Source organism: Streptomyces sp. XY006 (assembly GCF_002237655.1).
GTDB classification, from domain to species: Bacteria; Actinomycetota; Actinomycetes; order Streptomycetales; family Streptomycetaceae; genus Streptomyces; species Streptomyces levis.
In genome coordinates, this window is record NZ_NOKT01000049.1 from 12,672 (window position 1) to 34,449 (window position 21,778).

Genomic DNA, 21,778 nt, shown 5'->3' on the forward strand with positions numbered 1-21,778 from the left:
CGTGGGGGTGGCGGGGTGCGGGTTTCGTCGTGGCTGGTCGCGCAGTTCCCCGCGCCCCTGAGGGCGTTGACCCTGGGTCGGTCGTGAAGTACCCGAAGGCGGGTGTTTGTGGTGCTGGGGTCTTCCTTTGCAGCCGCAGCGGTTACGGTGCTGCCGTACGTGATCGACACAGGGGGAGGGACGATGCCCGGGACCGTGCTGCTGCTGGCGGCCTCGCCGGTGGGCAAGGGGCGCCTGGTCGACGCCGCCTCCGTGCTCCCCGTCCTGGCCGCCGTACCGCCCGCCGTGCTGTCCGGCACGGACACCGCGAACGTCGTCGAACTGGCCGATCCGCTGGAGCCGCAGGCCGTCCTCACCCGGCTGCGCGCCGCCGCGGCCGCCCCCGGCCCGCTCACCGTCTACGTCACCGGGCAGCTCCAGCTCGACCGCCGCCAGCGCCTGCCCCACCTGGCGCTCGCCCGCACCACCCCCTCCACCGCCCGTTACACGGCGTTCCCCTGGCACTGGTTCCGGGAGGAACTGCGGCTCCGACCGGCCGGGGCCACCACCCTCCTGCTCGACCTGCACGCCGACGCCGAGACCTGGGCACTGCTGCGCGGCACCCCGCTGGACGCGGGCCGCGGCAACGCCGTTCACGGTCGCATCGCCCCGCCCCCGTCCCGGCGCACGGTCGCCGCACCCGCGTACATGAAGGCCGTCGCGACGATCCTGCGCAGCGGAGTCCGGCCGCCCGCCGAGCAGTTGCACCAGCAGGCGCTGGCGCGCATCGCGCCCGAGAGCGCGGGCACGGACCTGGTGCTGAGCACGCCCGGCCCGGCGGCGGGGGATCCGCACGCCGCCCTCACGGCCGCCGTGCAGTCCGGCCGGCACCTTGAGGCCGACGCGCTCGCCGCCGGGTACGAGCAGGCCGCCGTCGCCGCGCACGGACCGGCCTCCGAGGAGGCCCTGCACTGGGCCGAAGTCCGGGCCGACCTGGCGATGTTCGCCGGGGACGCGGCCCGCAGCTGCCGCACCTGGCTGACGGTCGCCACGCTCCGGCTGAACGCCGGACAGGCGGCGGACTCCCCCGCCGTGGAGGCCGCCGCCGACCGGGCCCACCACCAGTGGGGCCAGGTGCGCGACCCGGCCGGCGCCCGCGAACTGGGCGCGGCGCTCGCCGTGTTGCGGGGCCGGGTGCCGGGCCGGCGCGAAGGGGCGCTGGACCATGTGCAGCGCCAGCTGCGGCAGTTGCAGACCCAGGGCTGAGCACGCGTGCGCCGTGTGCGCCTGGCGTGAAGGGGGCGTGCAGTCACCGGCGCAGGTCACGTCACAGGTCTGCCCCCGAGGCCTGACCGGGTGTCATGATGACGGTCATGACAGAGGGGGACCAAGTGGCTGTCTTAGGCGTACGCGTCCGGCTGGGTGACGGCGCGACCACGGACGATGTCAGAGCCCTGAAGGCGTGGCTGGAGCGGGACGAACCGCTGGAGGACCTGATCTCCGGCGCACAGCTGCGCATCGAGGAGCGGACCAGGACGGACGGGCAGAAGGGCCGCCTGGGGCCCGACATCGAACTCGTGCTCCAACTGCTCAGCGACGTGGCGACGGTCGTGGCGCTGACCGAGTACACCAACCGCGCCGTGAAGACCTGGAAGAACAACCGCCGCAGGCTCCAGGGCGGCGAACCCGACACGGAGATACGCCCACTGGGCCCCGACGGGGAGTAGCCCGGTGAGCCGCTTCGACCCGCGCGGCAGAAGGAACAGGGCGCTGCTGGTCGGCGTGTCCGAGTACGACCACACGGCACCGGATCCGCAGGGCGTGTCGGGCCAGCTCCCCGCCGTGCTCCACAACCGCCGGACCCTCGAGGACGCGCTGCACCGGGGCGGGGTGTTCCGCGCGGGCGAGATCAGGGTGCTCGCCTCCCCGGCCCCGGACGACTTCACCAGCGAGCTGCGCCGCGCCGTCCGCGAGACCGAGGGACTGCTGCTCCTCTACTTCGCCGGGCACGCCGTCGTCACCGACACCTCCACCCACAAGCTGCACCTGCAGATGCGCACCGCGCGGGTGGTCGCGGGCGAGGAGCTGCCCGGTGCGGTGAGCTTCGCCGGCGTGCTGGGCGAGCTCTGCGCGCCCGAGAGCCGCGCCGAGAAGGTGCTGGTGGTCCTGGACTGCTGCTACGCGGGCAACGCGGCGGCGATCTGGCACCGTTTCGAGGCGCCGCCGGAGAGCAAGGAGAAGATCCTCCTCCTGATGAGCGTGCAGCCCAACCGCTGCATCCTGGGCGGGGACGCGGACGTCGCGACGCCGTTCACCCGGGAGCTGGTCCACGTCCTCGAGGCGGGCGGGCAGGTGTGGCTGTCCACGCTCTATCCCGCGCTGAAGCAGCGGATGGCCGACGCCGGGTACGAGGCGGAGGACAACGACCGGCAGAAACCGCAGGCGCTGGCCCCGCCGTGGAACCCGGACGCGGACGTTCTGCTGGCCGCGAGCCCGGTCGCGCCCCCGCCTCCCCCGCCCCCGCCCCCGCCGAGACCCGGCCGCACCCACCCGTCCCGGCTGCGCAAGCGCCTCCGGGCCGCCGCCGACCGGCTCGGCCGGACCGCGCTGACCCTCCTGCTGGCCCTCGTCGCCACCGGCGCCGGCGGCTACGGCCTGTTCGTCCTGGTCGGCGAACCGGGCCCGTGCCCGCCCTCCCTGGAGCTGCGCGTGCTCACCGATCCCGACCTGGAGCCGGCGCTGCGGGCCGCCGCGGACGCCTATGTCGCCTCGGCGGCCAACACCACCGGCGACGGCTGCCGGCGCAGCGGCGTCACCGTCAACAGCGCGGGCGCCGCCGGGGTGGTGCGGGCGCTGGGCGAGCGGACCGACGCCTGGCAGCAGCCGCGCGAGGACGACAACCCGCAGCGGGACATCGGCCCGCAGCCGGACGTGTGGATCCCCGCCACCCGCGCGGACGTCGACCGGGTCACCGGGGTCGCGGCCGGGGAGGACCGCGTCTTCGCCCGGCTGGAGCCCGCGGACGAACCGCTCGCGTACTCGCCGCTGGTCCTGGCCGTGCCGACGGCCCTCGGCGCCCGCCTCGAACCCACCGGACAGTCCCTGTCCGAGCTGGTGACCGCCCTCGAACAGGCCGACGCCGAGGCCGAACTGCGGCGCCCCGACCCGGAGTTCACGGACGCGGCCCTGCTGGCGACCATGGGTCTGCAGGGCGAGCGGGCCGACGCGCGCCGCGCCGAGCAGCTCGTCACGCGGGCCGGGCGGCCCGAGCCGTCGGCCGTGCGGCTGCTGTGCACCCTGCCCGCCGACGACGCCGTGGACGACCGCAGCGCGGCGCTGGTGCCGGAGTTCCTGCTGCGCAGCGGCATCGGCTGTCACCCGGCGACCCGCGCCCCGCGCGTGGCCGCCTACCCCGACGACGTACCCGGTCTGGAACCGGCGTTCGTGCGGGTGCGCTGGGAGGACGGCGACCGGGACGCCGAGGCGCGCGACGACGCGGTGGACCGTTTCCGCGCCTGGCTGACCGGGGAGGGCGGCCTGGCGGTCCTCGGGGAGCACGGCTTCCGGTCCGCGACCGGTGAGCGCCGCCTGCTCGGCACCCGGCAGGTGCCGGACGGCCTCACCGCGTCCGTGCGCCCCGCCGGCCCGGCCCGGCCCGCGGACATGGACCGGGCGCTGGAGCGGTACGCCAACGCGCACGGCCCCGGCCGGGTCCTGTACCTCCTCGACAGCTCCGGCTCCATGGCCGGCCGGTGGGACGGCGACAGCGGCGGCCCGGGCATCCTGAAGCAGACCCTGCCGGGGCTCGGCGGGGAGGACGAGTACGGGGTGTGGGCCGTGCACGGCGTCGGCGGCCGGACGCACACGCCGCTGCTGCGCTTCGGGACGCACGAGCGGGCCGGCGCCGAGCAGGCCCTCGACGGCGGCCGGTGGCGGGACGCCGAGGCCGACCCGGCCGCCGCCCTGCTGGACGCCCTGGAGTTCATGCGGGAGCGCGGCGCGGACGACGAACGGCCGCAGCTGATCGTGTATCTCACCGACGGCGAGGACGACAACCGCCTGACCGGCCGGGCGCTGCAGGACGTGCTCGACCGGGCCGCGGGCGCGGGTGTCCCGCTGGCCATGGTGTCCCTGAACAGCTCGGGCTGCGACCAGGGCCGTCCCGCCACCCGGATCGCCGAGGCCGGCCGGGGCCGCTGCCTGGACGCCGGTGACGACCTGGTGCCGGCCCTGCACGACGAGGTCGCCCGCACCGGAACGGGGGAGGAATGAGAGCACCGCGAGGAGGGCGCCGGGTCCGCCGCCTGACGGCCGCCGCCCTGGCGCTGCTGTCCCTGGCCGCGCTCGCCTCCTGCACCGGCGGCGACGCGCGGCAGCAGCCGCCGGGCGCCGACCCGCCCCGGATCGTCGTCGCCAGCGGCCAGGACGTCACCGGCAAGAACGGCGTCCGCCAGCAGCTCATCGACGCCTGGAACGCCCGGGAGGGCGAGCACGGCCACCGGGCCCGCCTGGTCGAGCTCCCCGGCTCGGCCGACCAGCAGCGCAGCCAGCTGCTCGGCGCGCTCCAGTCCGGCAGCGCCGAGTACGACGTGGTCAACCTGGACGTGACCTGGATCCCGGAGTTCGCCGCGGCCGGTCTGATCCGCCCGCTGACCGGCGCGGCGGTGAAGGAGCCCGCGGACATCATCCCGTCCGTCGACGCGACGTCGTTCTGGGACGGCGAGCGGTACGCGGTCCCCTTCAACAGCGACGTGGGCCTGCTCTACTACCGCAAGGACCACCTGCGCGACGCCGGAGCCTCCCGGACCGAACTGAGCGGCGGGCTGACCTGGGGCGAGCTGCGGGACCTGATCGACGCCGTCAACGACCGCCCGAAGCCACCGCACTACGAGGACGGCTGGACCACCCAGCTCGCCGCCTACGAGGGCCGGACGGTCAACGCGGTCGAGGCCTTCGCCTCGGCCGTCCCCGGCTTCGAGCTGACCGACGACGAGGGGCGGTACACCGCCGACGTGGCGCAGCTGACCGCCGGGGTGACCGAACTGCGGGAGCGCACGGCGCCGCCGTACATGCTGGCCGAGGCCTCCGCGTCCCGCGAGGCCGAGTCGCTCAGCGCCTTCGCGGAGGGCCGCACGACCTTCCTGCGGCACTGGCCGTACGTCTACCCGGTGCTGTACGAGAGGTTCGCGGAGGACCTCGGGGTGACGCGGCTGCCCGGCAAGGCGGTGCTCGGCGGGCAGAACCTCGCCGTCACCTCCTCGACGTCCGAGCAGCGGGCCGCGAAGGCCGCCGAGCTGATCGCGTTCCTGACCGACCCGGACAGCGAGCGCTGTCTGCTGCGCGCCGGGTTCGCGGCGACCCGCACCTCCGCCTACGAGGACCCCGGAGGCTCCCCGGAGTGCCGCCACGCCTCCGCGTTCACCGCGAGCCCTTCGGCGTCCCCCACCGGCGAGAGCGCCGAACTGAAGGCGCCCGACCGCCTGGCCGACGGCGTCAGCTACTCCCGCGACGTCCTGTTCCCCGCCCTGCGCGGCGCCGTGCAGCGCCCGCGCACGCCCCAGTACGGGGCCGTCACCCGGACTCTGATCACCGGACTGGACGCCCTGTACGGGCCCGGGCGGCCGGGGGACGCGGAGGTGGCCGAGCGCCTCGACGAGGCCTTGCGGAAGCTGCTGCCCGACTGACGTCCCACCGGTGTGGACGGCGCGCGGGCGGGAACACGTGAGCGAGCGTGGAGTGTGTGCGGGCCGTGCCCCGCCCGAGGGAAGGACGTGGGCGTGCCCGGTGTCGCCGGTCTGCTGCTGAGGAGACTGACCGTCGTGTCGTGCCGGGCGAGGCGGACGGTGACAGGGGCGGTGCAGCCGGCGCTGGTCTCCCTGGCCCGGATCCGCTCCTGCCCCACCTGCCGGGCCTGGATCGCGCCCGACAGCGCCGTGTGCCCCGCCGGCCACCGAATGGACTGACCGCGCAGCGGGGCGTGCTCCGGCGGCCCGTTCCCGCGAGGTCCCGGAGGTACGGTGGCCGGGACCGGGACGAGGTGGTGGTGGCGGTGGAGTGGCGTGAGTACGCCGAGCGCATGGCGCTGCTCGCCCGGGACCTGCTGGCCCAGGACTCCGTCCAGGCCACCCTGGACGAGATCGCAGCGGCGGCGGTCCGGCTGGTCGACGGGTGCGACGCGGCCGGGATCCTCGCCGTGCGCAAGGGCCGGGCCGTGACCCTGGCCGCCTGCGGGGACCTGGTCCGCGAGTCCGACCGCCTGCAGGGCGAGCTGCGCGAGGGGCCCTGTTTCGACCTCGCCCGCCGCAAGGACGGCGAGCGCGTGTACCGGATCGCGGACCTCACCCGGCCGCAGCCCACCTGGGAGCGCTACGCGGCGGCGGCCCGCGAGCTCGGCATCGGCAGCATGACCGGCGTGCTGCTCTACGCCGACGACGAGGACTTCGGCGCGCTGAACCTGTACTCCCGCCGCCCGGGGACGTTCGGCAAGGACATCGAGACGGCCGCCTGGCTGCTCGCCTCGCACGCCGCCGTGGCCCTGGCCGGTGCCCGCACGATCGACCAGCTGGAGCACGCCCTGGACACCCGTCACGCCATCGGCGAGGCGATGGGCATCCTCATGGAGCGCCACCGCATGAGCGAGGACGACGCCTTCGCCGTGCTGCGCCGCATCTCCCAGCACCACAACATCAAACTGCGCGACGTCGCCCTGAAGGTCCGGGACGACCACACCGGCCCCGCCTGAGCACGCGGCCGCCGGTGTGCCGGGCCGACGGGCGGGTAAACGCATCGCGGAAAGCCGTCGAACGGCGACCACAACGAAAGAGTCCGCATGGCCATCCCGCTTAGGAATCAGGCGGCAGATGCGCAGGACCCAGGCAAGCACGCCACGCTGCACTACGGCGTGGCCTGGGCCGAGGGCACGGCACGCTCCGTCGACGCGCGCCGAGCCCTGCACGCCGTCCTCGCCCACGCCGCACGAACGGGCCGCACCCACATGCCGGCCCCGACCGTCCAGGACGCAGAACTCGCGATCAGCGAGCTGGTCACCAACGCCGTCAAACACGCGCCCGGACCGTGCGGGATGGCCCTGCGGCTGTCCGGCGACCACCTGGCCATCACCGTGTGGGACACCTCACCCGGCCGCCCCGAGTCCCGGACGCCCGACCCGCGCCGCTTCGGCGGCCACGGCTGGCGCCTGGTGCACAAGGTCAGCCACCGGGTCGCCGTCGCGCCCCGCGCCGTGGGCAAGCAGATCACCGCCTACCTGCGCCTGCCCCCGCAGGACACCCCCGGCCCGCCCGAGCGGACCGTCCTTCCCACGGCGCTCGCGGAACCGATGACGCCGGGGCCGTGACCGTGACCGGCCGGCCCGGCTGCCCGGGGCGCCACAGCCGACGGTCAGTGGCTCGTGGCCGCCCCGGCGTCCGTGACGGGGGTCGCGGGACGGGGCGGCTGGGCGTCCGCCGTCTGCGCCGGTCCGGCGTTGGCCGCCAGCAGCAGGGTGGCCATGGCGACCAGGGCGGCGGCGAAGCCTCGGGCGTACCGCTCGGCGGTGCGTGTGCGCATCAGCACGGCGACCTCGCAACAGGGGCGGCGACTACGGCGGCAACGTATTAAGCGTCTTCAACAATTCGGCTTAACACTCCGTTTAACCTAGGGGCTGTCCAGGCCGAACGGCAAGAGGCTCAGGGGGAGTTGGCGTGGGGGGAGCGGGTGTGGGGGAGCGTGACGATCCGGGGACCATCGGCCGCCGGGTGCAGCGGTTGCGGGTCGAACGGGGACTGACGCAAAGGCAGTTGGCGGAGCCCGTGTACACCCCCGCCTACATCTCGACCCTGGAGTCGGGCCGGGTGCGGCCCTCCGACGACGCCCTGCGGCATCTCGCCGGCCGGCTCGGCGTCGCCTTCGACGAGCTCGCCACCGGGCGTTCGGCGCGGCTGGTGACGGAGCTGCGGCTGCGGCTGACCGAGGCCCAGCGGACCCTCGCCGTCGGCGAGACGGAGGCCGCGGCCGGACAGTACGCCGAGCTGCTCGCCGAGGCCGAGACGCACGGCCTGGCCGCGGAGCAGTCCGCCGCCCTGCTCGGGCTCGGCGAGTGCGCCCTGGAGACCGGCGAGCTGGTGCCGGGCCGGGAGTACTTCGAGCGGGCCGAGGCCTGCCTGGCCGGCGCGCCGCTGCCCGCCCGGGTCCCGGCCCTGCGCGGCCGGGCCGTCGCGCACTACCTCGCCGGTGAGCTCCGGTACGCCGTCTACCTGCTGGAGACCGCCCTCGACGAACTCAACCGCGGCGGCCTGCACGACCCGGACGCCCTGCTGCTGCTCTACGCCAGCGCCATCGGCCCGTACATGGACATGGGCGCGCACGCCCGCGCCGCCCAGGCGGCCGAGTTCGCCCTGGCGCTCGCCCCGCAGTCCGGCGACCCGGCCCTGGTCGCCCGGATGCACCGCTCGGTCGCCCGCACCCTGGTCGCCGAGGGCCGGCTCGCGGAGGCCGACGCCTCGTTGGCCAAGGCGGCCGAGCTGTACCGGGGCCTGCAGATCCGCACCGAACTCGCCAACTGCCACTGGATGCGCGGCTACGTCTACGCCCAGGACGGGCGGCTGGAACGCGCCGAGGAGGAACTGCGCGAGGCCCTCGGCATGCTGACGGCCAAGCGCGCCGCCCTGTACAGCAGCCAGGTCACCGTCGAACTGGCCGACGTGCTGCACCGGCGCGGCAGGTCCGACGAGGCCGCGGCCCTGCTGCACGACGTCCTCGGGCATCTGTCCCCCGAGCGCGGCGCCGTGCACGCCGCCGCCGCGCACCGGCTGCTCGGCATCATCGCCGAGGACGCCCGCCGCACCGAGGACGCCGAGGAGCACTACGTACGCGCCCTCAGCCTGCTGGAGCGGGCCGGGGCCGCCGGCGACCTGGCCGACCTGTGCCGGCTGCTGGGCGACCTGCTGCGCCGCACCGGGCGGGTGGAGGCGGCCCTGGACGCCTACCGGACGGGCCTGGGGCACCGCACGGCCCCCGGCACCACCACCCTCGGCCCCGCCCCCGCACAGCCCCCGCTGTGAGGAACCCGGCACCTGGGTGACGGTCACCGGCACCTGTCATCCCGAGGGCGCCCTCGGGGTGGATGCCGCCTGGCCGCCGGTCGTGGACGCCGCGTCGGTACGGCCGGTGCCGCAGCCGGGCAGTTCCTCCGAGCAGCGCTGAGACGTGCCGGGAGGTGCCGGAAGCGCTGAGGAGAGCTGGGGCCGGGCCCCCGTGGGGTGGGGCCCGGCCGGGGTTTCGGCCCATGTCCCATGGGTAGCCGGGCAGCACTCCGGGCGCGAGTCCGGCGATGTGCGCCGCGGTGATCGAAGGAGGCGGTGGCCGTGCGGCCCAGGGACGACCCCCACGGCGCGGCGGGTGGCGACCCGGGCGCACCGGGTCCGGGGGGCGGTGATCTGGACCTGGACGGGGTCCGGGCGGCCGATGTGATCGCCAGGGGCGTGCGCGGCGCCGAGCCCGGCGAGGTGCCGGGGCGGCTGTGCGAGGTGGCCGTCGAACTGCTGCCGGTGACCGGCGCGAGCGTGTCGCTGCGCAGCGAGGGGATGCCCGTACAGCTGAGCGCGAGCAGCCCGCAGGCCGCGCGGCTGGCGCAGATCCAGGCCACCCTGGGGGACGGCCCCTGCCAGAGCGCGCTGGCGGACGGGGCGCCCGTGCTCGCCTGCGACCTGACGAGCGGCCGGGACGCCGGGCGCTGGCCGGTCTTCGCCCAGCAGGCCACCGCGGCCGGGGTCCGCGCGGTGTACGCGGTGCCGCTGGGCAGCGACGCGCTGTGCGTCGGCACCCTCGACCTGTACCGCGACACCCCCGGCGGGCTCACCGACCGCCAGCTGTACGTGGCCCGGCTCGTGGCCGGGGTCATGACCGTCGCGCTGATGGCGCTGCCGCGCGGGGACGAGTCCGGGGCGCAGGACGCCGAGCCCTGGCTGAGCGGTCTCGCCTCGGAGCACGACGAGGTCTACCAGGCCGTCGGCATGATCATGGCGCAGCTGGGCGTCGGCACCGACGTCGCGCTCGCGCGGCTGCGGGCCGACGCCTTCGCCAGCGGACGCACGGCCCTGGACGTGGCCCGCGACGTGATCGCCCACCGCAGACGCTTCGACCAGGACTGACCCGGCCGCAGGCCGACCGCCCCGGGCCGGTGGTCAGATCTGGGCTCGGCCCCGGCGGGTGAGTTCCGCCAGCCGCTCGGCGCCGAGCCGGACGGTCTCCCGTGTGACCTCGGCGTCCACCTCGTCGAGTCCCCCGTGTGTGACGACGATCGCCTCCGCGCCGACCCGCACGCCGGCGATGTCCATCGTCAGGTACGTCAGCTCCCCCTCCTCGGTCTCGCCGGACAGCGTGATCCGCAGGGCTTGGCGGGTGTCCCCGGCCGGCGGCAGCGGCAGGTCACCGACCTGGACGCCCTGGACGCCGCCGCGGGTCGTGGAGGCGGTGAACTCGCCGCACCGGTCCGGCAGTTCCCGCAGCCAGTCCAGGGTGCGGTCGACGGCGGCCGGGGGATGGGCGGCGACCCGGTAGCGCAACTGGGCGTCGGTGTCGGCGGCGTCGAACGCGGCCGTCGCGCCGGGCCCCTCGGGGGCGCCGAACAGCTCCTCCGTGTAGAGCACGTCCAGCAGCCGCCGGCACTCGGGGTCCTCGGCGGTCGCCTTCAGCAGCCCGTCCCGCCAGGTCCGCGCGCCCCGGGTCGGGCCCCAGGGTTCCCCGAGGTCGGCCTCGGTGACCAGCGCCGCCTGCGCCTGCGCCTCGGTGAGACCGTCCCCGGGCGCGGCGGGCTGCTCGGCGGCGGGCGAGGCGGGGGAGGCGGACGCCGAGAACCACTTGGGCCGCGGCTCGTCCTGGAGGGTGCACCCGGCCGTGCCCACCAGGGCGGTCAGGGCCAGCGCGGGGACGAGGAGGGCACGGGTGGTGGCCGGAGGGTGGGTCATCGGAGTGCCTCCTGGTGGGCGGGCCGGGGCTGACCAAGATCGGGGCGATGCTCATACGGCACCACCACGACCGCCGGCCCACCAGCGCGACGGGCCGTCCGGGTGAGCGGGGGCGGACGCGGGGGCGTGTCGCGCGGGTGCGGGGGCCGCGCTGCGGTAGGACGCGCGAGGCAACGCCGTGCCCGGCGGTCCGGGGCGGGGCCGGACGCCGCCCGAAAGGCCGTCGCCGCGCTGCCGGCCCACCAGCGCGACGGGCCGTCCGGGTGAGCGGGGGCGGACGCGGGGGCGTGTCGCGCGGGTGCGGGGGCCGCGCTGCGGTAGGACGCGCGAGGCAACGCCCTGCCCGGCGGTCCGGGGCGGGGCCGGACGCCGCCCGAAAAGCCGTCGCCGCGCTTGCGGCGCCCCTGCTACGGTCGCGCCCATGCAGCGCGTCCAGCCGTTCCCGTCCGCCACGACGACGCCGAAGAGTGTCCCGGCGCGCTGACAGCTGACGTAGACGTCTTCGAGCCCCGGGGCGAGTGCCCCGGGGCTTTGTCGCGCGGTGCTCGTTCCGGGAAGACCGCATCCGGAGGAGCCACGATGCACGACCACCGCCGACTCGGCCGTGAACTGGAGCTGTTCGACACCGATCCGCTGATGGGCGCGGGGCTGCCGTACTGGCTGCCCGACGGCGCGATCGTGCGGCACACCCTGGAGGAGTACATCCGCGACGCGGAACGGCGGGCCGGCTACCGGCACGTGTACTCGCCCGTCCTCGGCAAACGCGAGCTGTACGAGATCTCCGGTCACTGGGACCACTACGGCGACGACATGTTCCCGCCGATGGAGCTGGGCGCCGAGCAGGTCCTGCTGCGCCCCAGTCTCTGCCCCCACCACGCGCTGATCTACCGCTCCCGCGCCCGCAGCTACCGCGAACTGCCCTACCGGATGGCCGAGTTGGGTGGCATGTACCGCTCGGAGCTGTCCGGGGTGCTCGGCGGGCTGACCCGGGTGCGGGCCATCACCCTCAACGACGCGCACATCTTCTGCACCCTGGAGCAGGCCGTGGCGGAGGCCAGGGCCGCGCTGGAGCTGATCGGCCGCGCCTACGCGGACCTGGGCATCGAGGCGTCCCGCCACCGGCTCTCCCTGCCCGGCGAGGGCGGCAAGTACGTGGCCGACCCGGAGCTGTGGCGGCGGGCCACCGCGCTGCTCCGGGAGGTCCTGGACGGCTCCGGCGTCCCCTACGAGGCCGCCGAGGGCGAGGCGGCCTTCTACGGCCCCAAGATCGACGTGCAGATCGCCGACCCGGCGGGGCGGGAGACCACCCTGTCCACCGTCCAGATCGACTTCCACCAGCCCGAACGCTTCGACCTGCACTACATCGGACCCGACGGCGGCAGGCACCGCCCGGTGATGGTGCACCGCAGCGTCATCGGCAGCGTGGAACGCGCGGTCGCCCATCTCCTCGAGACCCATGGCGGCGCGTTCCCGCCCTGGCTGGCCCCCGTGCAGCTGGCCGTCCTGCCGGTGGGTGACGAGCAGGCCGGACAGGCGCACGCGCTGGCCCGCCGCGCCCGCGAACTGGGCCTGCGCGCCGAGGTCGCCGACCCGGCCCAGGGCACCCTGGCGGCCCGGGTCCGCGCGACCCGGCTGGTGCCGTACCAGGCGGTGATCGGCGGGCGCGAGGCCGCCGCCGGCCGGGTCGCGGTACGGCTGCGGGACGGCCGCCGGCCGGATCCGCTGCCCGCGGCGGAGCTGCTGGACCGCATCGGCGCCCGGGTGGCGGCCCGCGGCACCTCCCTGTGGGAGGAGCCGGCGTAGCCGGGGGTCCCGCCGGTCACCGGGTCCACGGGCGGAGCTTGTCGGGGTTGAGGACGGCCCAGATGTGCCGGACCCGGCCGTGCGCGATGTCGAAGGCCAGCACCGACACCGTGACGCCGTCGAGGCGCGCGACCAGTCCGGGGCGGCCGTTGACCGTGCGTTCCAGCAGGGTGACGCCGGGCACGGCACGGGCCCGGTCGGCGAGGAAGCGGGCGACGGGCCCGGCACCCACGACCGGGTGCGGGGCGGCCGGGGCGAGTCCGCCGCCGTCGCCGGTCGCCGTCGCGTCGGGAGCCAGCACCCCGATGAGACCGGCGATGTCCCTGGCCTCCCAGGCCCGTTTGAACGCTCTGACCACCTCGGCCTGTTCGGCCACCGGGGCCGTCGGGGGCCCGGCCGCGCGGATGCGGCGGCGGGCCGAGGAGGCCAGCCGGCGGCAGGCGGCCGGGGTGCGGCCGACGATCTCGGCCACCTCGGCGAAGGAGTAGCGGAACACGTCGTGCAGGACGAACGCGACGCGCTCGGCCGGGGTCATCGACTCCAGCACCACGAGGAAGGCCATGTTGACGGACTCGTCGAGGGTGACCCGGTCGGCGGGGTCGGCCGGCTCCGCCGTACCGTCGTCCCACCGCCCGCCGACCCACTCGCTCCGGCCGGGCAGCGGCTCCGGGATCCATTCCCCCACGTACCGCTCCCGCCGGGCCCGGGCCGAGCCGAGCAGGTCGAGGCAGACGCGCCCCGCGACGGTCGTCAGCCAGCCGCCGGGCGAGGCGATCTCCTCCCGCTGCCGCGGGGAGAGGGCGTACCAGCGGGCGTAGGTCTCCTGCACGACGTCCTCGGCCTCGGCGAGCGAGCCGAGCAGGCGGTAGGCGAGGTTGAGCAGGTGCCGCCGCTCCCGGGCGAGCACGTCCAGGTCGTCGGCCGGATCGGGCGGTGTGGTCATGGCGGGATGCTCCCCGGGTCGTGGACGTCCTCACCCCTACGACGAGACAGCGTCCCGGAATGTGAGGCCGGCGCACCCGCCTCACATTCCGCGCGGCTGTCTCGTCGTACCGCTGAGACCCCTTCTCTTCTCGGGAGCGAGCATGACCACGGCGGCCACACTCGGCGAACTGACCGGCGACTACGTACTCGACACCACCCGCACCCGCATCGGCTTCACCGCCCGGGCGGCACTGGTGTCCAGGGTCCGGGGACGGTTCGAGGCGTTCGACGGAGCCGCGCGGCTGGACGGCGGCACACCGTCCGGTTCCTCGGTCCGCCTCACCGTGCGGACGGGGAGCGTCCAGACCCGCAACCGCAAGCGCGACGAGCACCTGCGCGGCGGCGACTTCCTGGACGCGGGCGCCCACCCCGCCCTCACCTTCGTCTCGACCCGGGTGAAGCAGACCGGCGCGACCGGTTTCGAGGTCACCGGAGACCTGACCGTCCGCGGTGTGACCCGGCCGGTCACCGTGGACTTCACCCTGACCGGCGCCGGCAGCGACGACTCGGGCGCGTTCCGGGCGAGCTTCCTGGGCAGGACCGTCATCGACCGCGTGGACTGGGGCGTCACCGGCGGTGGTGCCATGATCGGCCGCAGGGTGACGCTGGAGTTCGACGTCACGGCGGTACGGCGGTCCTGACGTCGTAGGGTCGCCGGTACGCGCCCCGCGCGGGGCCGGCGGAAGGAGCCTCGTCGTGACGGACGGACAGCGCATCCCGGTGATCATCGACTGCGACACCGGTGTCGACGACGCCCTCGCCCTGCTGTTCGCCGTACGGCATCCGGCGCTCGACGTGCGGGCCATCACCTGCGTGGCCGGGAACACCGACGTCGACGGGGTCGTCCGCAACACCCTGACCGTGCTGGAGCAGGCGGGCGCCCCCGACATCCCCGTCGCCCGGGGTGCCGAGCGGCCGCTGATCGAGGCGCCCCGCTCCGCCCGGCACGTGCACGGCGGCGACGGCATGGGCGACCTGGGGCTGCCACGACCGGCCCGCGAGCCCGCCGGCGTGGACGCCGTGACGCTGCTGCGGCGCGAGATCCTCGCCTCTCCGCGCCCGGTGACACTGGTGCCCACCGCGCCGCTCACCAACATCGCGCTGCTGCTGCGCACCCACCCGGAGGTCGTGCGCAACATCGAGCGGATCGTGTTCATGGGCGGCGCGGCGGCGACCGGGAACGCCACGCCCGTCGCCGAGTTCAACGTCTGGCACGACCCGGAGGCGGCCGCGATCCTGCTCACGGCCGGAGTGCCGATCACGATGTACGGGCTGGACGTGTTCACGCGGGTCGTCGTCCCCGCGGAGCAGGTACGGCAGTTGCGCGCGAGCTCCGAGCCGGGGCCCGGCTGGCCGGTGACCTGCTCGCCCACCGCCCGGCGCACCCCGGCAGCCGCCCCGGCGACCCGGACGAGACGGCCGGCGGTCTCGGTGACGCGGGGGCGCTGTGCGCGGTCGCCGACCCGGAGGGCCTGACGACCCACCGCCTCCCCGTCGACGTCTCCCTCGCGCCCGGCCCCACCCGCGGCATGACGATCGTGGACCGCCGCCCCCGCCCGGGCGAGTCCGAACTGCACGAGGGCACGCGCGAACAGGCGCTGGTGGACGTGGGTCTGGACGTGGACGTGGAGCGCTACGTGAAGCTGTACCTGGCGACCGTCGAGGGGACGCTCTAGCGCCGGACACGGAAAAGACGCCCCCGCGCTGTCGCCGCCGGACGACAGCGCGGGGGCGTCACCGCACGCGGATCAGGCGCCCGGCGCGTTCCGCTTGGCCCTGCGGCGGGTCGTCACGACGAGGGCCGCGCCGCCCGCGAGCAGCGCCGCCGCGCCGAGGGCGATCGGGCCGGTGTTGCCGTCGGCCCCGGTCTCGGCGAGGTCGCCGCCACCGCCGTTCGGCTTCGGGGCGGCGGGCGTCGACTCGGAGGCGCTCGGGGTGGGGGTGTCGGTGTCCTCGGACGGCGGGGCGGAGGGCTCCGACGGCTCGGACGGCGACGCCGGCGGGGTGGTGCCCTCAGCCGGTTCCGACGGGGTCGCGGGCGGCGTGGAGGCGGGCGGCTCCTCCTCCGCGGGCGGCCGCTTCGTGCAGTCCTCGGTGCCGCCGTTCCAGGCCGCGATCAGCTTGTCCTTGATGACCGGGCGGTCCGGGCCCTTGGGCAGCTCGCCGTGTTCGAAGCCGTCCTTGGCGTCGAGTTCGCCGTCGAACTTCACAGCGCCCCGGTAGAGGTCGATCTGCGCGAAGCAGCCCTGGTCGGGGATGGCGATGTCGAGCGAGTCGGTGCCGCCGGGCTTGACCGTCACGGTGTCGAAGTCGACGAAGACCTGCTCGCCGGAGGTCGCGAAGGTCGGGCCGTGGGCCAGGTAGGAGGCGAGGGAGGCCGTGCAGGTCGAGGCGTCACCGGCGGTGCGCACCTTGATGTGCACCTTGCCGTCCTCGGTCGGCTTCAGGTTCTGGTCGTCGACCTTGACCGAGTCCTGGAAGACCGTGCCGTCGAGCGAGAACTGGCAGCGGTCGGTCCCCGTCTCCGTGCCCGCGCCCGTCCCGGGCTTGTAGCTGCCGCCGGACGACCAGCCGTCACCGCCGGGCGTACCGGTGGCGAACGCGGTGGTGGCGGAGGCGGCGCACAGGACGAGGGCCGCGGCGCCCGTCCCCAGCAGGCGGCGTGCGGTGACACGTCTCGCTATGGACATAGGGGTATCCCGTTTCTTGGCGTGTGCCGGAACCCGGGTGGCGGCATGCGGGCAGCGCGCGGCGCGCGGCTGCCGGGGCCGCACCGGGGGTGAGTGGTCGGAGAAACACTGGGCTCATTGGTCACATGCGCCTCAGTGCGTCCTCATGGTGGCGGCGCCGCAGCACACTGTCAACCTGCGGGAACGCAAAGGAAGTTACCGCTCCATCACACTTCCACCACAGTGGGAATGGATCACTCCGACCAACATGATGGTTCCTTTTTCCGGCATTCTGGACAGATTTAATGCTGTCGCCCGTATGCCCTGCAAAGGAGACCGCGTGACCGATCGCTCCACCCTCGACCTGTCGTCCCGCGACCCCGACTGGTGGCGGCAGGCCGTCGTCTACCAGGTCTACCCCCGCAGCTTCGCCGACGCCGACGGTGACGGACTCGGCGACCTGCGCGGCATCACCCGCCGTCTCACCCATCTCGCCGCGCTGGGCGTGGACGCCCTGTGGATGAGCCCCTTCTACCCGTCCGAGCTCGCCGACGGCGGCTACGACGTCGCCGACCCCCGGGACGTCGACCCGCGCCTGGGCACCCTGGACGACTTCGACGCGCTCGTCGCCGAGGCCCACCGCCTCGGTCTGAAGGTCATCGTCGACATCGTGCCGAACCACTCCTCGCACCAGCACGCCTGGTTCCAGGAGGCCCTGCGCGCCGGACCCGGCTCGGCCGCCCGCGACCGGTACGTCTTCCGCGACGGCCGCGGCGAGCACGGTGAACTCCCGCCCACCGACTGGCAGTCCGTCTTCGGCGGCAGCGCCTGGCAGCGGGTGCCCGACGGGCAGTGGTACCTGCACCTGTTCGCCCCCGAGCAGCCCGACCTCAACTGGGAGAACCAGGAGGTCCGCGCCGACCACCGCACCACCCTGCGCTTCTGGTCCGACCGCGGGGTCGACGGCTTCCGGGTCGACGTCGCCCACGCCCTCGTCAAGGACCTGAGCGAACCGCTGCGCGACCTCGGCCGGCCCGAACTGAGCCGCGAGGAGGCGCTCACCGCCCTGCCGCCCGGCACACATCCCTTCTACGACCGGGACGACGTGCACGAGATCTACCGCGACTGGCGCAAGATCCTCGACGCGTACCAACCGCCCCGCATGGCCGTCGCCGAGGCATGGGTGCCCGGCGCCCGGCGCGCCCTGTACGCCCGCCCGGACGAGCTGGGCCAGGCGTTCAACTTCGAGTATCTCCAGGCCCGTTGGGAGGCCGGAGAGCTGCGGCAGGTCATCACCGACTCGCTCGCCACGGCCCGGGCCGCCGGAGCCTCGGCCACCTGGGTGCTGTCCAACCACGACGTGATCCGCCACGCCTCCCGGCTGATGCTCCCGCCGGACACCGACCTCAACGCCTGGCTGCTCTCCGGCGGGCGCGCCCCGGCCGTCGACGAGGCGGCCGGGCTGCGGCGGGCCCGGGCGGCCACGCTGCTGATGCTGGCGCTGCCCGGCTCGGCCTACCTCTACCAGGGCGAGGAACTGGGCCTGCCCGAGGTCGCCGACCTGCCCACCGAGGTGCTCCAGGACCCGATCTGGGAACAGACCGGACACGTCCGCAAGGGCCGGGACGGCTGCCGGGTGCCCCTGCCGTGGACGACGGCCGGACCGTCGTACGGCTTCGGGCCCGGCGGGGCCTGGCTGCCGCAGCCGCCCGGCTTCGCCGGGTACGCCGTGGAGGCGCAGGACGGGGTCGAGGGCTCGACCCTGGAGCTGTACCGCACGGCGCTGCGGCTGCGCCGCAAGCTGCTCGACGGCGAGGAGCTGACCTGGGCGGCGAACGCCCCGGACGGTGTCCTGCAGTTCGACCGCGGCGAGGGCTGGCGCTGCGTGACGAACCTGACCGCGTCGGCGGTCGCCCTGCCGGCCGGTGAGGTGCTGCTGAGCAGCGCACCGCTGGAGAACGGCCGACTCGGCCCGGACACGACGGTGTGGCTGGGGAGGTAGCCCGGTCCGCCGCCGCGTGGCCCCACGCCCCGGGCGGGCACGGGGCCACGCACGTGGGTGGGCAGAGGGCGCCTGCGGGGCCTGCGCGTGGGTGGGCAGGGGGCGCCTGCGGGGCCTGCGCGTGGGTGGGCAGGGGGCGCCTGCGGGGCCTGCGCGTGGGTGGGCAGGGGGCGCCTGCGGGGCCTGCGCGTGGGTGGGCAGGGGGCGCCTGCGGGGCCTGCGCGTGGGTGGGCAGGGGGCGCCTGCGGGGCCTGCGCGTGGGTGGGCAGGGGGCGCCTGCGGGGCCATGCGCGTGGGTGGGCAGCGGGCGGCCTGCGGGGCCACGTGCGCGGGTGAGCAGCGGGTGTTCGCGGGGGCTACGCGGATGGGTCAGAGCAGCGGGTGCCCGCGGGGCTAGGCGCGTGGGTCAGCAGCCGGTGCCCGCCGTGGTCTCCGCCGTCGCGCCGGCGAATCGCTCGACCGTCGCGCTCACCCCGTTCGGGGGCGCACCGTCCGGAGGCGAGGGGCACCGGCGGGGCCGGGCCCGGCGTGGGGCGTGTCAGTAGCGGACCGCCCGGGGTACCTCCACCCGGATGTCGCCGGAGAGGTCGTGGGTGCTGCGGGCGGTGGCCGTGGCGGACTGGCCCGCCTGTACATGGCCGACCGTGACGATCACGGTGTCGACCAGCCGTCCGCCGGAGTCCTCGAAGTCGACCTGGACGGCGAAGGAGCGGGCCGTGTCGTCGGTGTTGCGGACGGTGATCTCGCTGCGGACCCGGCCGTCGGAGCCGGTCACGGGCTTGCCGGCCTCGACGTCGCCCTTGACATCGACGCCGTCCTGGATGTCGCCGAGCCGGCGTTCGGCCTCCGCCGCGGCGGACTCCACCGCCTCCGTGGCCCGCGAGGCGATCGACCCGACCGCGGACTCCGCCTTGCGCGCGGTGTCCTCGGCGCTGTCGCCGCCGCAGCCGGCGAGCACACCGGTCAGGGCGAGCGCGAGGGCGGCCCCGGCCGCGGCCCCGCGCGTACGGTGTCGGGCACCCATCTCGCCTCCCGGGGGAGCCGTGCGGGCCGCACGGCTCACGGCATCACGTGCGTCCGAGGCCGCCGCCGCCGAAGGATCCGCTGGATCCGGGCGACCAGCGGCGCGGTTTCTGGTCCTTGCCGGTCCTGGTGCTCGCGCGGTGCAGCTCGTGCGGCAGGAGCCGGCGCCCGTCGGGGTCCATGACCGGCACGTCGTCGGGCTCGCGCATCTCCCGCATCTCGCGGACCGGGCCGGTGTCCGGCAGATGGGGCTGTTCCGCCGGGTCCGGGTGGTGGGTGTCCTTGTCCATCACCTGCATCCCGACGCGCACGGCCCAGATCAGGGCGCAGGCCACGATCAGGCCGGCGATGAAGGCGATGGTCACGGCGACCGCGTGGTCTGACGACGCCGCCAGCACTTCGTACGTTGCCGTATTCATGCTCCGATTATCGCCGACACCTTGGCATAAAGCGCCCGGAATGTCCGATGCCCTGGGGGGCGGCCGGACGGCCCGCCTCCCGCACCGCCGTGCGGGTACGGTGGAGGAACCGGGGTAGGTCGCACAGCGAGGGCCGCACGGCCTGCGGCCGCCTCCCCGTCCGCAGCAGGAGCCCCCATGACGTCCGCCTCCTCGCCCCCGCCCCAGGTCCCCGCCCCGTCCGGGGCCCGGCTCAGGCTCGCCGACCAGCCGCGCGAGCGCCGTACGGCCCGGAAGATCGACGGGGCGTGGTGGCCCCGCTCGTACGACCTGGCGGCGGAACTGCCCGGGCTGCTGGCCGGGCTGCCGCGCGCCTGGGGCCGGATCAGCAGCGTCCTCGTCCACGGGGACATCTGGCTCGACTGCCCGGAGCGGGTGGACGTGGCCGGCCAGGCCGTCCACGTGGGCCGCCGGGACCGCCGGGACTCGCCCACCGCCTCCGACACCGTCTGTCTGCTCGCCCCGGGCCGCGGCCGCTGGGACCTGCTGGTGGTGCCGCCCGGGACGGCTGGGGCCGAGGCGGGCCGGCTGATGGAGCAGGCCGTCACCCAGGGCGCGTGAGCGGTGCGCGGTCAGTGCGCGACGAGCACCAGGGTGAGCGCGACCAGCGCCGGGACGGTCTGCACGAAGAGGATCTTCCGGCTCGCGGTGGCGGCGCCGTACGCCCCCGCGACCGCCACGCACACCAGGAAGAACACCGAGACCTGGAATCCCACCGGGTCCGCGGCGATCGCGCCCCAGAGCAGACCGGCGGCGAGGAAGCCGTTGTAGAGGCCCTGGTTGGCGGCGAGGGCCTTCGTCGCCTCGGCGGACTCGGGCGTGGTGCCGAAGGCGGCCCGGCCCCGGGGCGTGGTCCACAGGAACATCTCCAGCACCAGGATGTAGACGTGGAGCGCGGCCAGGGCCAGGACCGCGACGGTGGCGAGAGTCGACATGCGCGCATCATCGCAGCCTCGCCCCGCCGTCCCCGTTCGGGCCCGCCCGGGAGGCGCCGCGGGGTGCCGGGTGGCAGATTGCGGCCAGAGGAAGGCCGGCCGGGCCGTCGCGTCCCCGCGTGTGCCGCTCGGGAGCCCGGCCCGGCCTTCCCGCCCGCCGGTGCCGCGGGGCGCCGACGCCCGGCGCGTGCTTATCAGTTGACCGGCAGCCCCAAGTTTGATCAGCTGTCCCGCGAGTTCTGTTCGATTCTGAACGAGCGATGTCCGGCTCCCAGGGGGGGAGCGTGTGACGAGTGGGGGAGTTCCCTTGACGCATCACCATGCCGCCGTGCCGCGGCGTGCCCGGTACCTGAGCGGCGCGGCCGCCCTGACCCTGCTGGCCCTGACCGGCGGCACCGCCCTGACCGGCGCCACCGCCACGGCCGCCGGCGGCCAGGTGCTCGCCGGGAAGGCCTGCACCCCGACGGCGGGGTTCTCCGGCTGCCGGCTGTTCGACCCGACGGGTGCCCGCGAGACCTTCCAGGTCCCGGCCGGTGTCACGGCGCTCGACGTGCGCGCCTGGGGCCAGGGCGGCGAGGGCACGCCCTTCGCCAACGGCGGAGCGGGCGGCTACACCGCGGGCACGCTCGACGTCACGCCCGGCGAGAAGCTGTCGGTCGCGGTCGGCGACCAGCGCTTCGGTGACGCCCTCGGCGGCGCGGGCGGCGGCCGGTACGCCGCGGCCGGCGGCAACAGCACCGGCGTGCGCACCGCCGACGGCACGCCGCTGCTCATCGCCGCCGGTGGCGGCGGCGGTGGGTACGGCGACGTGGACGCCGGTCAGGGCGGCCCCGGCGGCGGCGAGCGCGGCCAGGACGACACCGAGTCCGAGCGCGGCGGCAAGGGCGCGGCCGGTGCCGAGGGCGGCGCGGGCGGCGGCAACGGCTCCTCCGGCGCCGACGCGTCCGGCGGCGGCAAGGGC

Annotated in this window: 21 protein-coding genes and 2 pseudogenes; 16 read left to right on the top strand and 7 right to left on the bottom strand. The window is 75.4% G+C overall.

What is annotated here, in order from left to right; translation table 11 throughout:
* The first annotated feature begins 183 nt into the window (after positions 1-183).
* From CHR28_RS35700 to CHR28_RS35730, 7 genes are all read left to right on the top strand, one after another.
* Entirely contained in the window at positions 184-1,245 is a 1,062-nt protein-coding gene (locus tag CHR28_RS35700; RefSeq protein WP_094057885.1) for a hypothetical protein, read from the top strand.
* Positions 1,246-1,370: 125 nt separating this feature from the next.
* Entirely contained in the window at positions 1,371-1,706 is a 336-nt protein-coding gene (locus CHR28_RS35705; protein ID WP_256984592.1) for a hypothetical protein, read from the top strand.
* Between the two features lie 4 nt (positions 1,707-1,710).
* A complete protein-coding gene (locus tag CHR28_RS35710; RefSeq protein WP_094057887.1) occupies positions 1,711-4,251 on the top strand; it encodes a substrate-binding domain-containing protein in 2,541 nt (846 codons plus the stop codon).
* Complete coding sequence (locus CHR28_RS35715; RefSeq protein ID WP_094057888.1) at positions 4,248-5,663, top strand: extracellular solute-binding protein; 1,416 nt, start codon at positions 4,248-4,250, stop codon at positions 5,661-5,663. Before CHR28_RS35710 ends, CHR28_RS35715 begins: the two co-directional genes overlap by 4 nt.
* A gap of 93 nt (positions 5,664-5,756) precedes the next feature.
* The gene (locus tag CHR28_RS35720) at positions 5,757-5,942 is read left to right on the top strand and encodes a hypothetical protein (RefSeq protein ID WP_094057889.1); all 186 of its coding nucleotides are present in this window, start codon (positions 5,757-5,759) and stop codon (positions 5,940-5,942) included.
* Between the two features lie 113 nt (positions 5,943-6,055).
* A complete protein-coding gene (locus CHR28_RS35725) occupies positions 6,056-6,721 on the top strand; it encodes a GAF and ANTAR domain-containing protein (RefSeq protein WP_094057905.1) in 666 nt (221 codons plus the stop codon).
* An 87-nt stretch (positions 6,722-6,808) separates the two neighbouring features.
* Entirely contained in the window at positions 6,809-7,333 is a 525-nt protein-coding gene (locus tag CHR28_RS35730; RefSeq protein ID WP_094057890.1) for an ATP-binding protein, read from the top strand.
* Between the two features lie 44 nt (positions 7,334-7,377).
* Here the strand turns inward: CHR28_RS35730 and CHR28_RS37940 are convergent, their stop codons facing one another.
* Positions 7,378-7,545 carry a hypothetical protein gene (locus tag CHR28_RS37940; protein ID WP_179272680.1) on the bottom strand — a complete coding sequence of 56 codons (168 nt, stop codon included), beginning with the start codon at positions 7,543-7,545 and terminating at the stop codon, positions 7,378-7,380.
* A 149-nt stretch (positions 7,546-7,694) separates the two neighbouring features.
* Between CHR28_RS37940 and CHR28_RS35735 the strand changes: the two genes are divergently transcribed.
* From CHR28_RS35735 to CHR28_RS35740, 3 genes are all read left to right on the top strand, one after another.
* Positions 7,695-9,038 (top strand): helix-turn-helix domain-containing protein, encoded by a 1,344-nt coding sequence (locus CHR28_RS35735; RefSeq protein ID WP_094057891.1) that lies wholly within the window; start codon positions 7,695-7,697, stop codon positions 9,036-9,038.
* A 16-nt stretch (positions 9,039-9,054) separates the two neighbouring features.
* The gene (locus CHR28_RS38680; protein ID WP_256984594.1) at positions 9,055-9,180 is read left to right on the top strand and encodes a hypothetical protein; all 126 of its coding nucleotides are present in this window, start codon (positions 9,055-9,057) and stop codon (positions 9,178-9,180) included.
* Between the two features lie 155 nt (positions 9,181-9,335).
* Entirely contained in the window at positions 9,336-10,127 is a 792-nt protein-coding gene (locus CHR28_RS35740; protein WP_094057892.1) for a GAF and ANTAR domain-containing protein, read from the top strand.
* 33 nt (positions 10,128-10,160) lie between these two features.
* Here CHR28_RS35740 and CHR28_RS35745 read toward each other — a convergent pair whose 3' ends face one another.
* Positions 10,161-10,943 carry a hypothetical protein gene (locus tag CHR28_RS35745; protein ID WP_094057893.1) on the bottom strand — a complete coding sequence of 261 codons (783 nt, stop codon included), beginning with the start codon at positions 10,941-10,943 and terminating at the stop codon, positions 10,161-10,163.
* Positions 10,944-11,522: 579 nt separating this feature from the next.
* On the opposite strand from CHR28_RS35745, the gene thrS reads away from it, so the two are divergent.
* Positions 11,523-12,746, top strand: coding sequence for a threonine--tRNA ligase (thrS, locus tag CHR28_RS35750; RefSeq protein ID WP_094057894.1), 1,224 nt, complete (start codon positions 11,523-11,525; stop codon positions 12,744-12,746).
* Positions 12,747-12,762: 16 nt separating this feature from the next.
* Here the strand turns inward: thrS and sigJ are convergent, their stop codons facing one another.
* A complete protein-coding gene (gene sigJ, locus CHR28_RS35755) occupies positions 12,763-13,689 on the bottom strand; it encodes an RNA polymerase sigma factor SigJ (protein ID WP_094057895.1) in 927 nt (308 codons plus the stop codon).
* A 142-nt stretch (positions 13,690-13,831) separates the two neighbouring features.
* On the opposite strand from sigJ, the gene CHR28_RS35760 reads away from it, so the two are divergent.
* Positions 13,832-14,371: a YceI family protein gene (locus tag CHR28_RS35760; protein WP_094057896.1), complete on the top strand. Its 540-nt coding sequence runs from the start codon at positions 13,832-13,834 to the stop codon at positions 14,369-14,371.
* A gap of 55 nt (positions 14,372-14,426) precedes the next feature.
* A pseudogene (locus CHR28_RS35765) lies at positions 14,427-15,406 on the top strand (nucleoside hydrolase).
* A gap of 72 nt (positions 15,407-15,478) precedes the next feature.
* Here CHR28_RS35765 and CHR28_RS35770 read toward each other — a convergent pair.
* A complete protein-coding gene (locus CHR28_RS35770) occupies positions 15,479-16,420 on the bottom strand; it encodes an LAETG motif-containing sortase-dependent surface protein (protein ID WP_094057897.1) in 942 nt (313 codons plus the stop codon).
* 298 nt (positions 16,421-16,718) lie between these two features.
* Here CHR28_RS35770 and CHR28_RS35775 point away from each other — a divergent pair, with 298 nt between their 5' ends.
* On the top strand, positions 16,719-18,401 hold the full coding sequence (locus CHR28_RS35775) for a glycoside hydrolase family 13 protein (RefSeq protein WP_179272681.1): 1,683 nt from the start codon (positions 16,719-16,721) through the stop codon (positions 18,399-18,401).
* Positions 18,402-18,939: 538 nt separating this feature from the next.
* Here the strand turns inward: CHR28_RS35775 and CHR28_RS35780 are convergent.
* Both CHR28_RS35780 and CHR28_RS35785 read right to left on the bottom strand, forming a co-directional pair.
* Complete coding sequence (locus CHR28_RS35780) at positions 18,940-19,425, bottom strand: hypothetical protein (protein WP_094057899.1); 486 nt, start codon at positions 19,423-19,425, stop codon at positions 18,940-18,942.
* Between the two features lie 43 nt (positions 19,426-19,468).
* The gene (locus tag CHR28_RS35785; RefSeq protein WP_094057900.1) at positions 19,469-19,843 is read right to left on the bottom strand and encodes a DUF6479 family protein; all 375 of its coding nucleotides are present in this window, start codon (positions 19,841-19,843) and stop codon (positions 19,469-19,471) included.
* 177 nt (positions 19,844-20,020) lie between these two features.
* Here CHR28_RS35785 and CHR28_RS35790 point away from each other — a divergent pair, with 177 nt between their 5' ends.
* Positions 20,021-20,443: a DUF5994 family protein gene (locus CHR28_RS35790; RefSeq protein ID WP_094057901.1), complete on the top strand. Its 423-nt coding sequence runs from the start codon at positions 20,021-20,023 to the stop codon at positions 20,441-20,443.
* Positions 20,444-20,454: 11 nt separating this feature from the next.
* Here CHR28_RS35790 and CHR28_RS35795 read toward each other — a convergent pair whose 3' ends face one another.
* Positions 20,455-20,817 (bottom strand): DUF1304 domain-containing protein, encoded by a 363-nt coding sequence (locus CHR28_RS35795; protein ID WP_094057902.1) that lies wholly within the window; start codon positions 20,815-20,817, stop codon positions 20,455-20,457.
* Positions 20,818-21,124: 307 nt separating this feature from the next.
* On the opposite strand from CHR28_RS35795, the pseudogene CHR28_RS37945 reads away from it, so the two are divergent.
* Positions 21,125-21,778: pseudogene (locus tag CHR28_RS37945) on the top strand (hypothetical protein); the annotation flags it as partial.

Bases quoted from the DNA above. Each gene is read 5' to 3' on its own strand.
- CHR28_RS35775 (WP_179272681.1), top strand. From the start codon at position 16,719: ATGCCCTGCAAAGGAGACCGCGTGACCGATCGCTCCACCCTCGACCTG.
- CHR28_RS35785 (WP_094057900.1), bottom strand. From the start codon at position 19,843: ATGAATACGGCAACGTACGAAGTGCTGGCGGCGTCGTCAGACCACGCG.
- CHR28_RS35795 (WP_094057902.1), bottom strand. From the start codon at position 20,817: ATGTCGACTCTCGCCACCGTCGCGGTCCTGGCCCTGGCCGCGCTCCAC.
- CHR28_RS35700 (WP_094057885.1), top strand. From the start codon at position 184: ATGCCCGGGACCGTGCTGCTGCTGGCGGCCTCGCCGGTGGGCAAGGGG.
- CHR28_RS35760 (WP_094057896.1), top strand. From the start codon at position 13,832: ATGACCACGGCGGCCACACTCGGCGAACTGACCGGCGACTACGTACTC.
- CHR28_RS35770 (WP_094057897.1), bottom strand. From the start codon at position 16,420: ATGTCCATAGCGAGACGTGTCACCGCACGCCGCCTGCTGGGGACGGGC.
- sigJ (WP_094057895.1), bottom strand. From the start codon at position 13,689: ATGACCACACCGCCCGATCCGGCCGACGACCTGGACGTGCTCGCCCGG.
- CHR28_RS35725 (WP_094057905.1), top strand. From the start codon at position 6,056: ATGGCGCTGCTCGCCCGGGACCTGCTGGCCCAGGACTCCGTCCAGGCC.
- CHR28_RS37940 (WP_179272680.1), bottom strand. From the start codon at position 7,545: ATGCGCACACGCACCGCCGAGCGGTACGCCCGAGGCTTCGCCGCCGCC.
- CHR28_RS35780 (WP_094057899.1), bottom strand. From the start codon at position 19,425: ATGGGTGCCCGACACCGTACGCGCGGGGCCGCGGCCGGGGCCGCCCTC.
- thrS (WP_094057894.1), top strand. From the start codon at position 11,523: ATGCACGACCACCGCCGACTCGGCCGTGAACTGGAGCTGTTCGACACC.
- CHR28_RS35790 (WP_094057901.1), top strand. From the start codon at position 20,021: ATGACGTCCGCCTCCTCGCCCCCGCCCCAGGTCCCCGCCCCGTCCGGG.
- CHR28_RS35745 (WP_094057893.1), bottom strand. From the start codon at position 10,943: ATGACCCACCCTCCGGCCACCACCCGTGCCCTCCTCGTCCCCGCGCTG.
- CHR28_RS35715 (WP_094057888.1), top strand. From the start codon at position 4,248: ATGAGAGCACCGCGAGGAGGGCGCCGGGTCCGCCGCCTGACGGCCGCC.
- CHR28_RS35730 (WP_094057890.1), top strand. From the start codon at position 6,809: ATGGCCATCCCGCTTAGGAATCAGGCGGCAGATGCGCAGGACCCAGGC.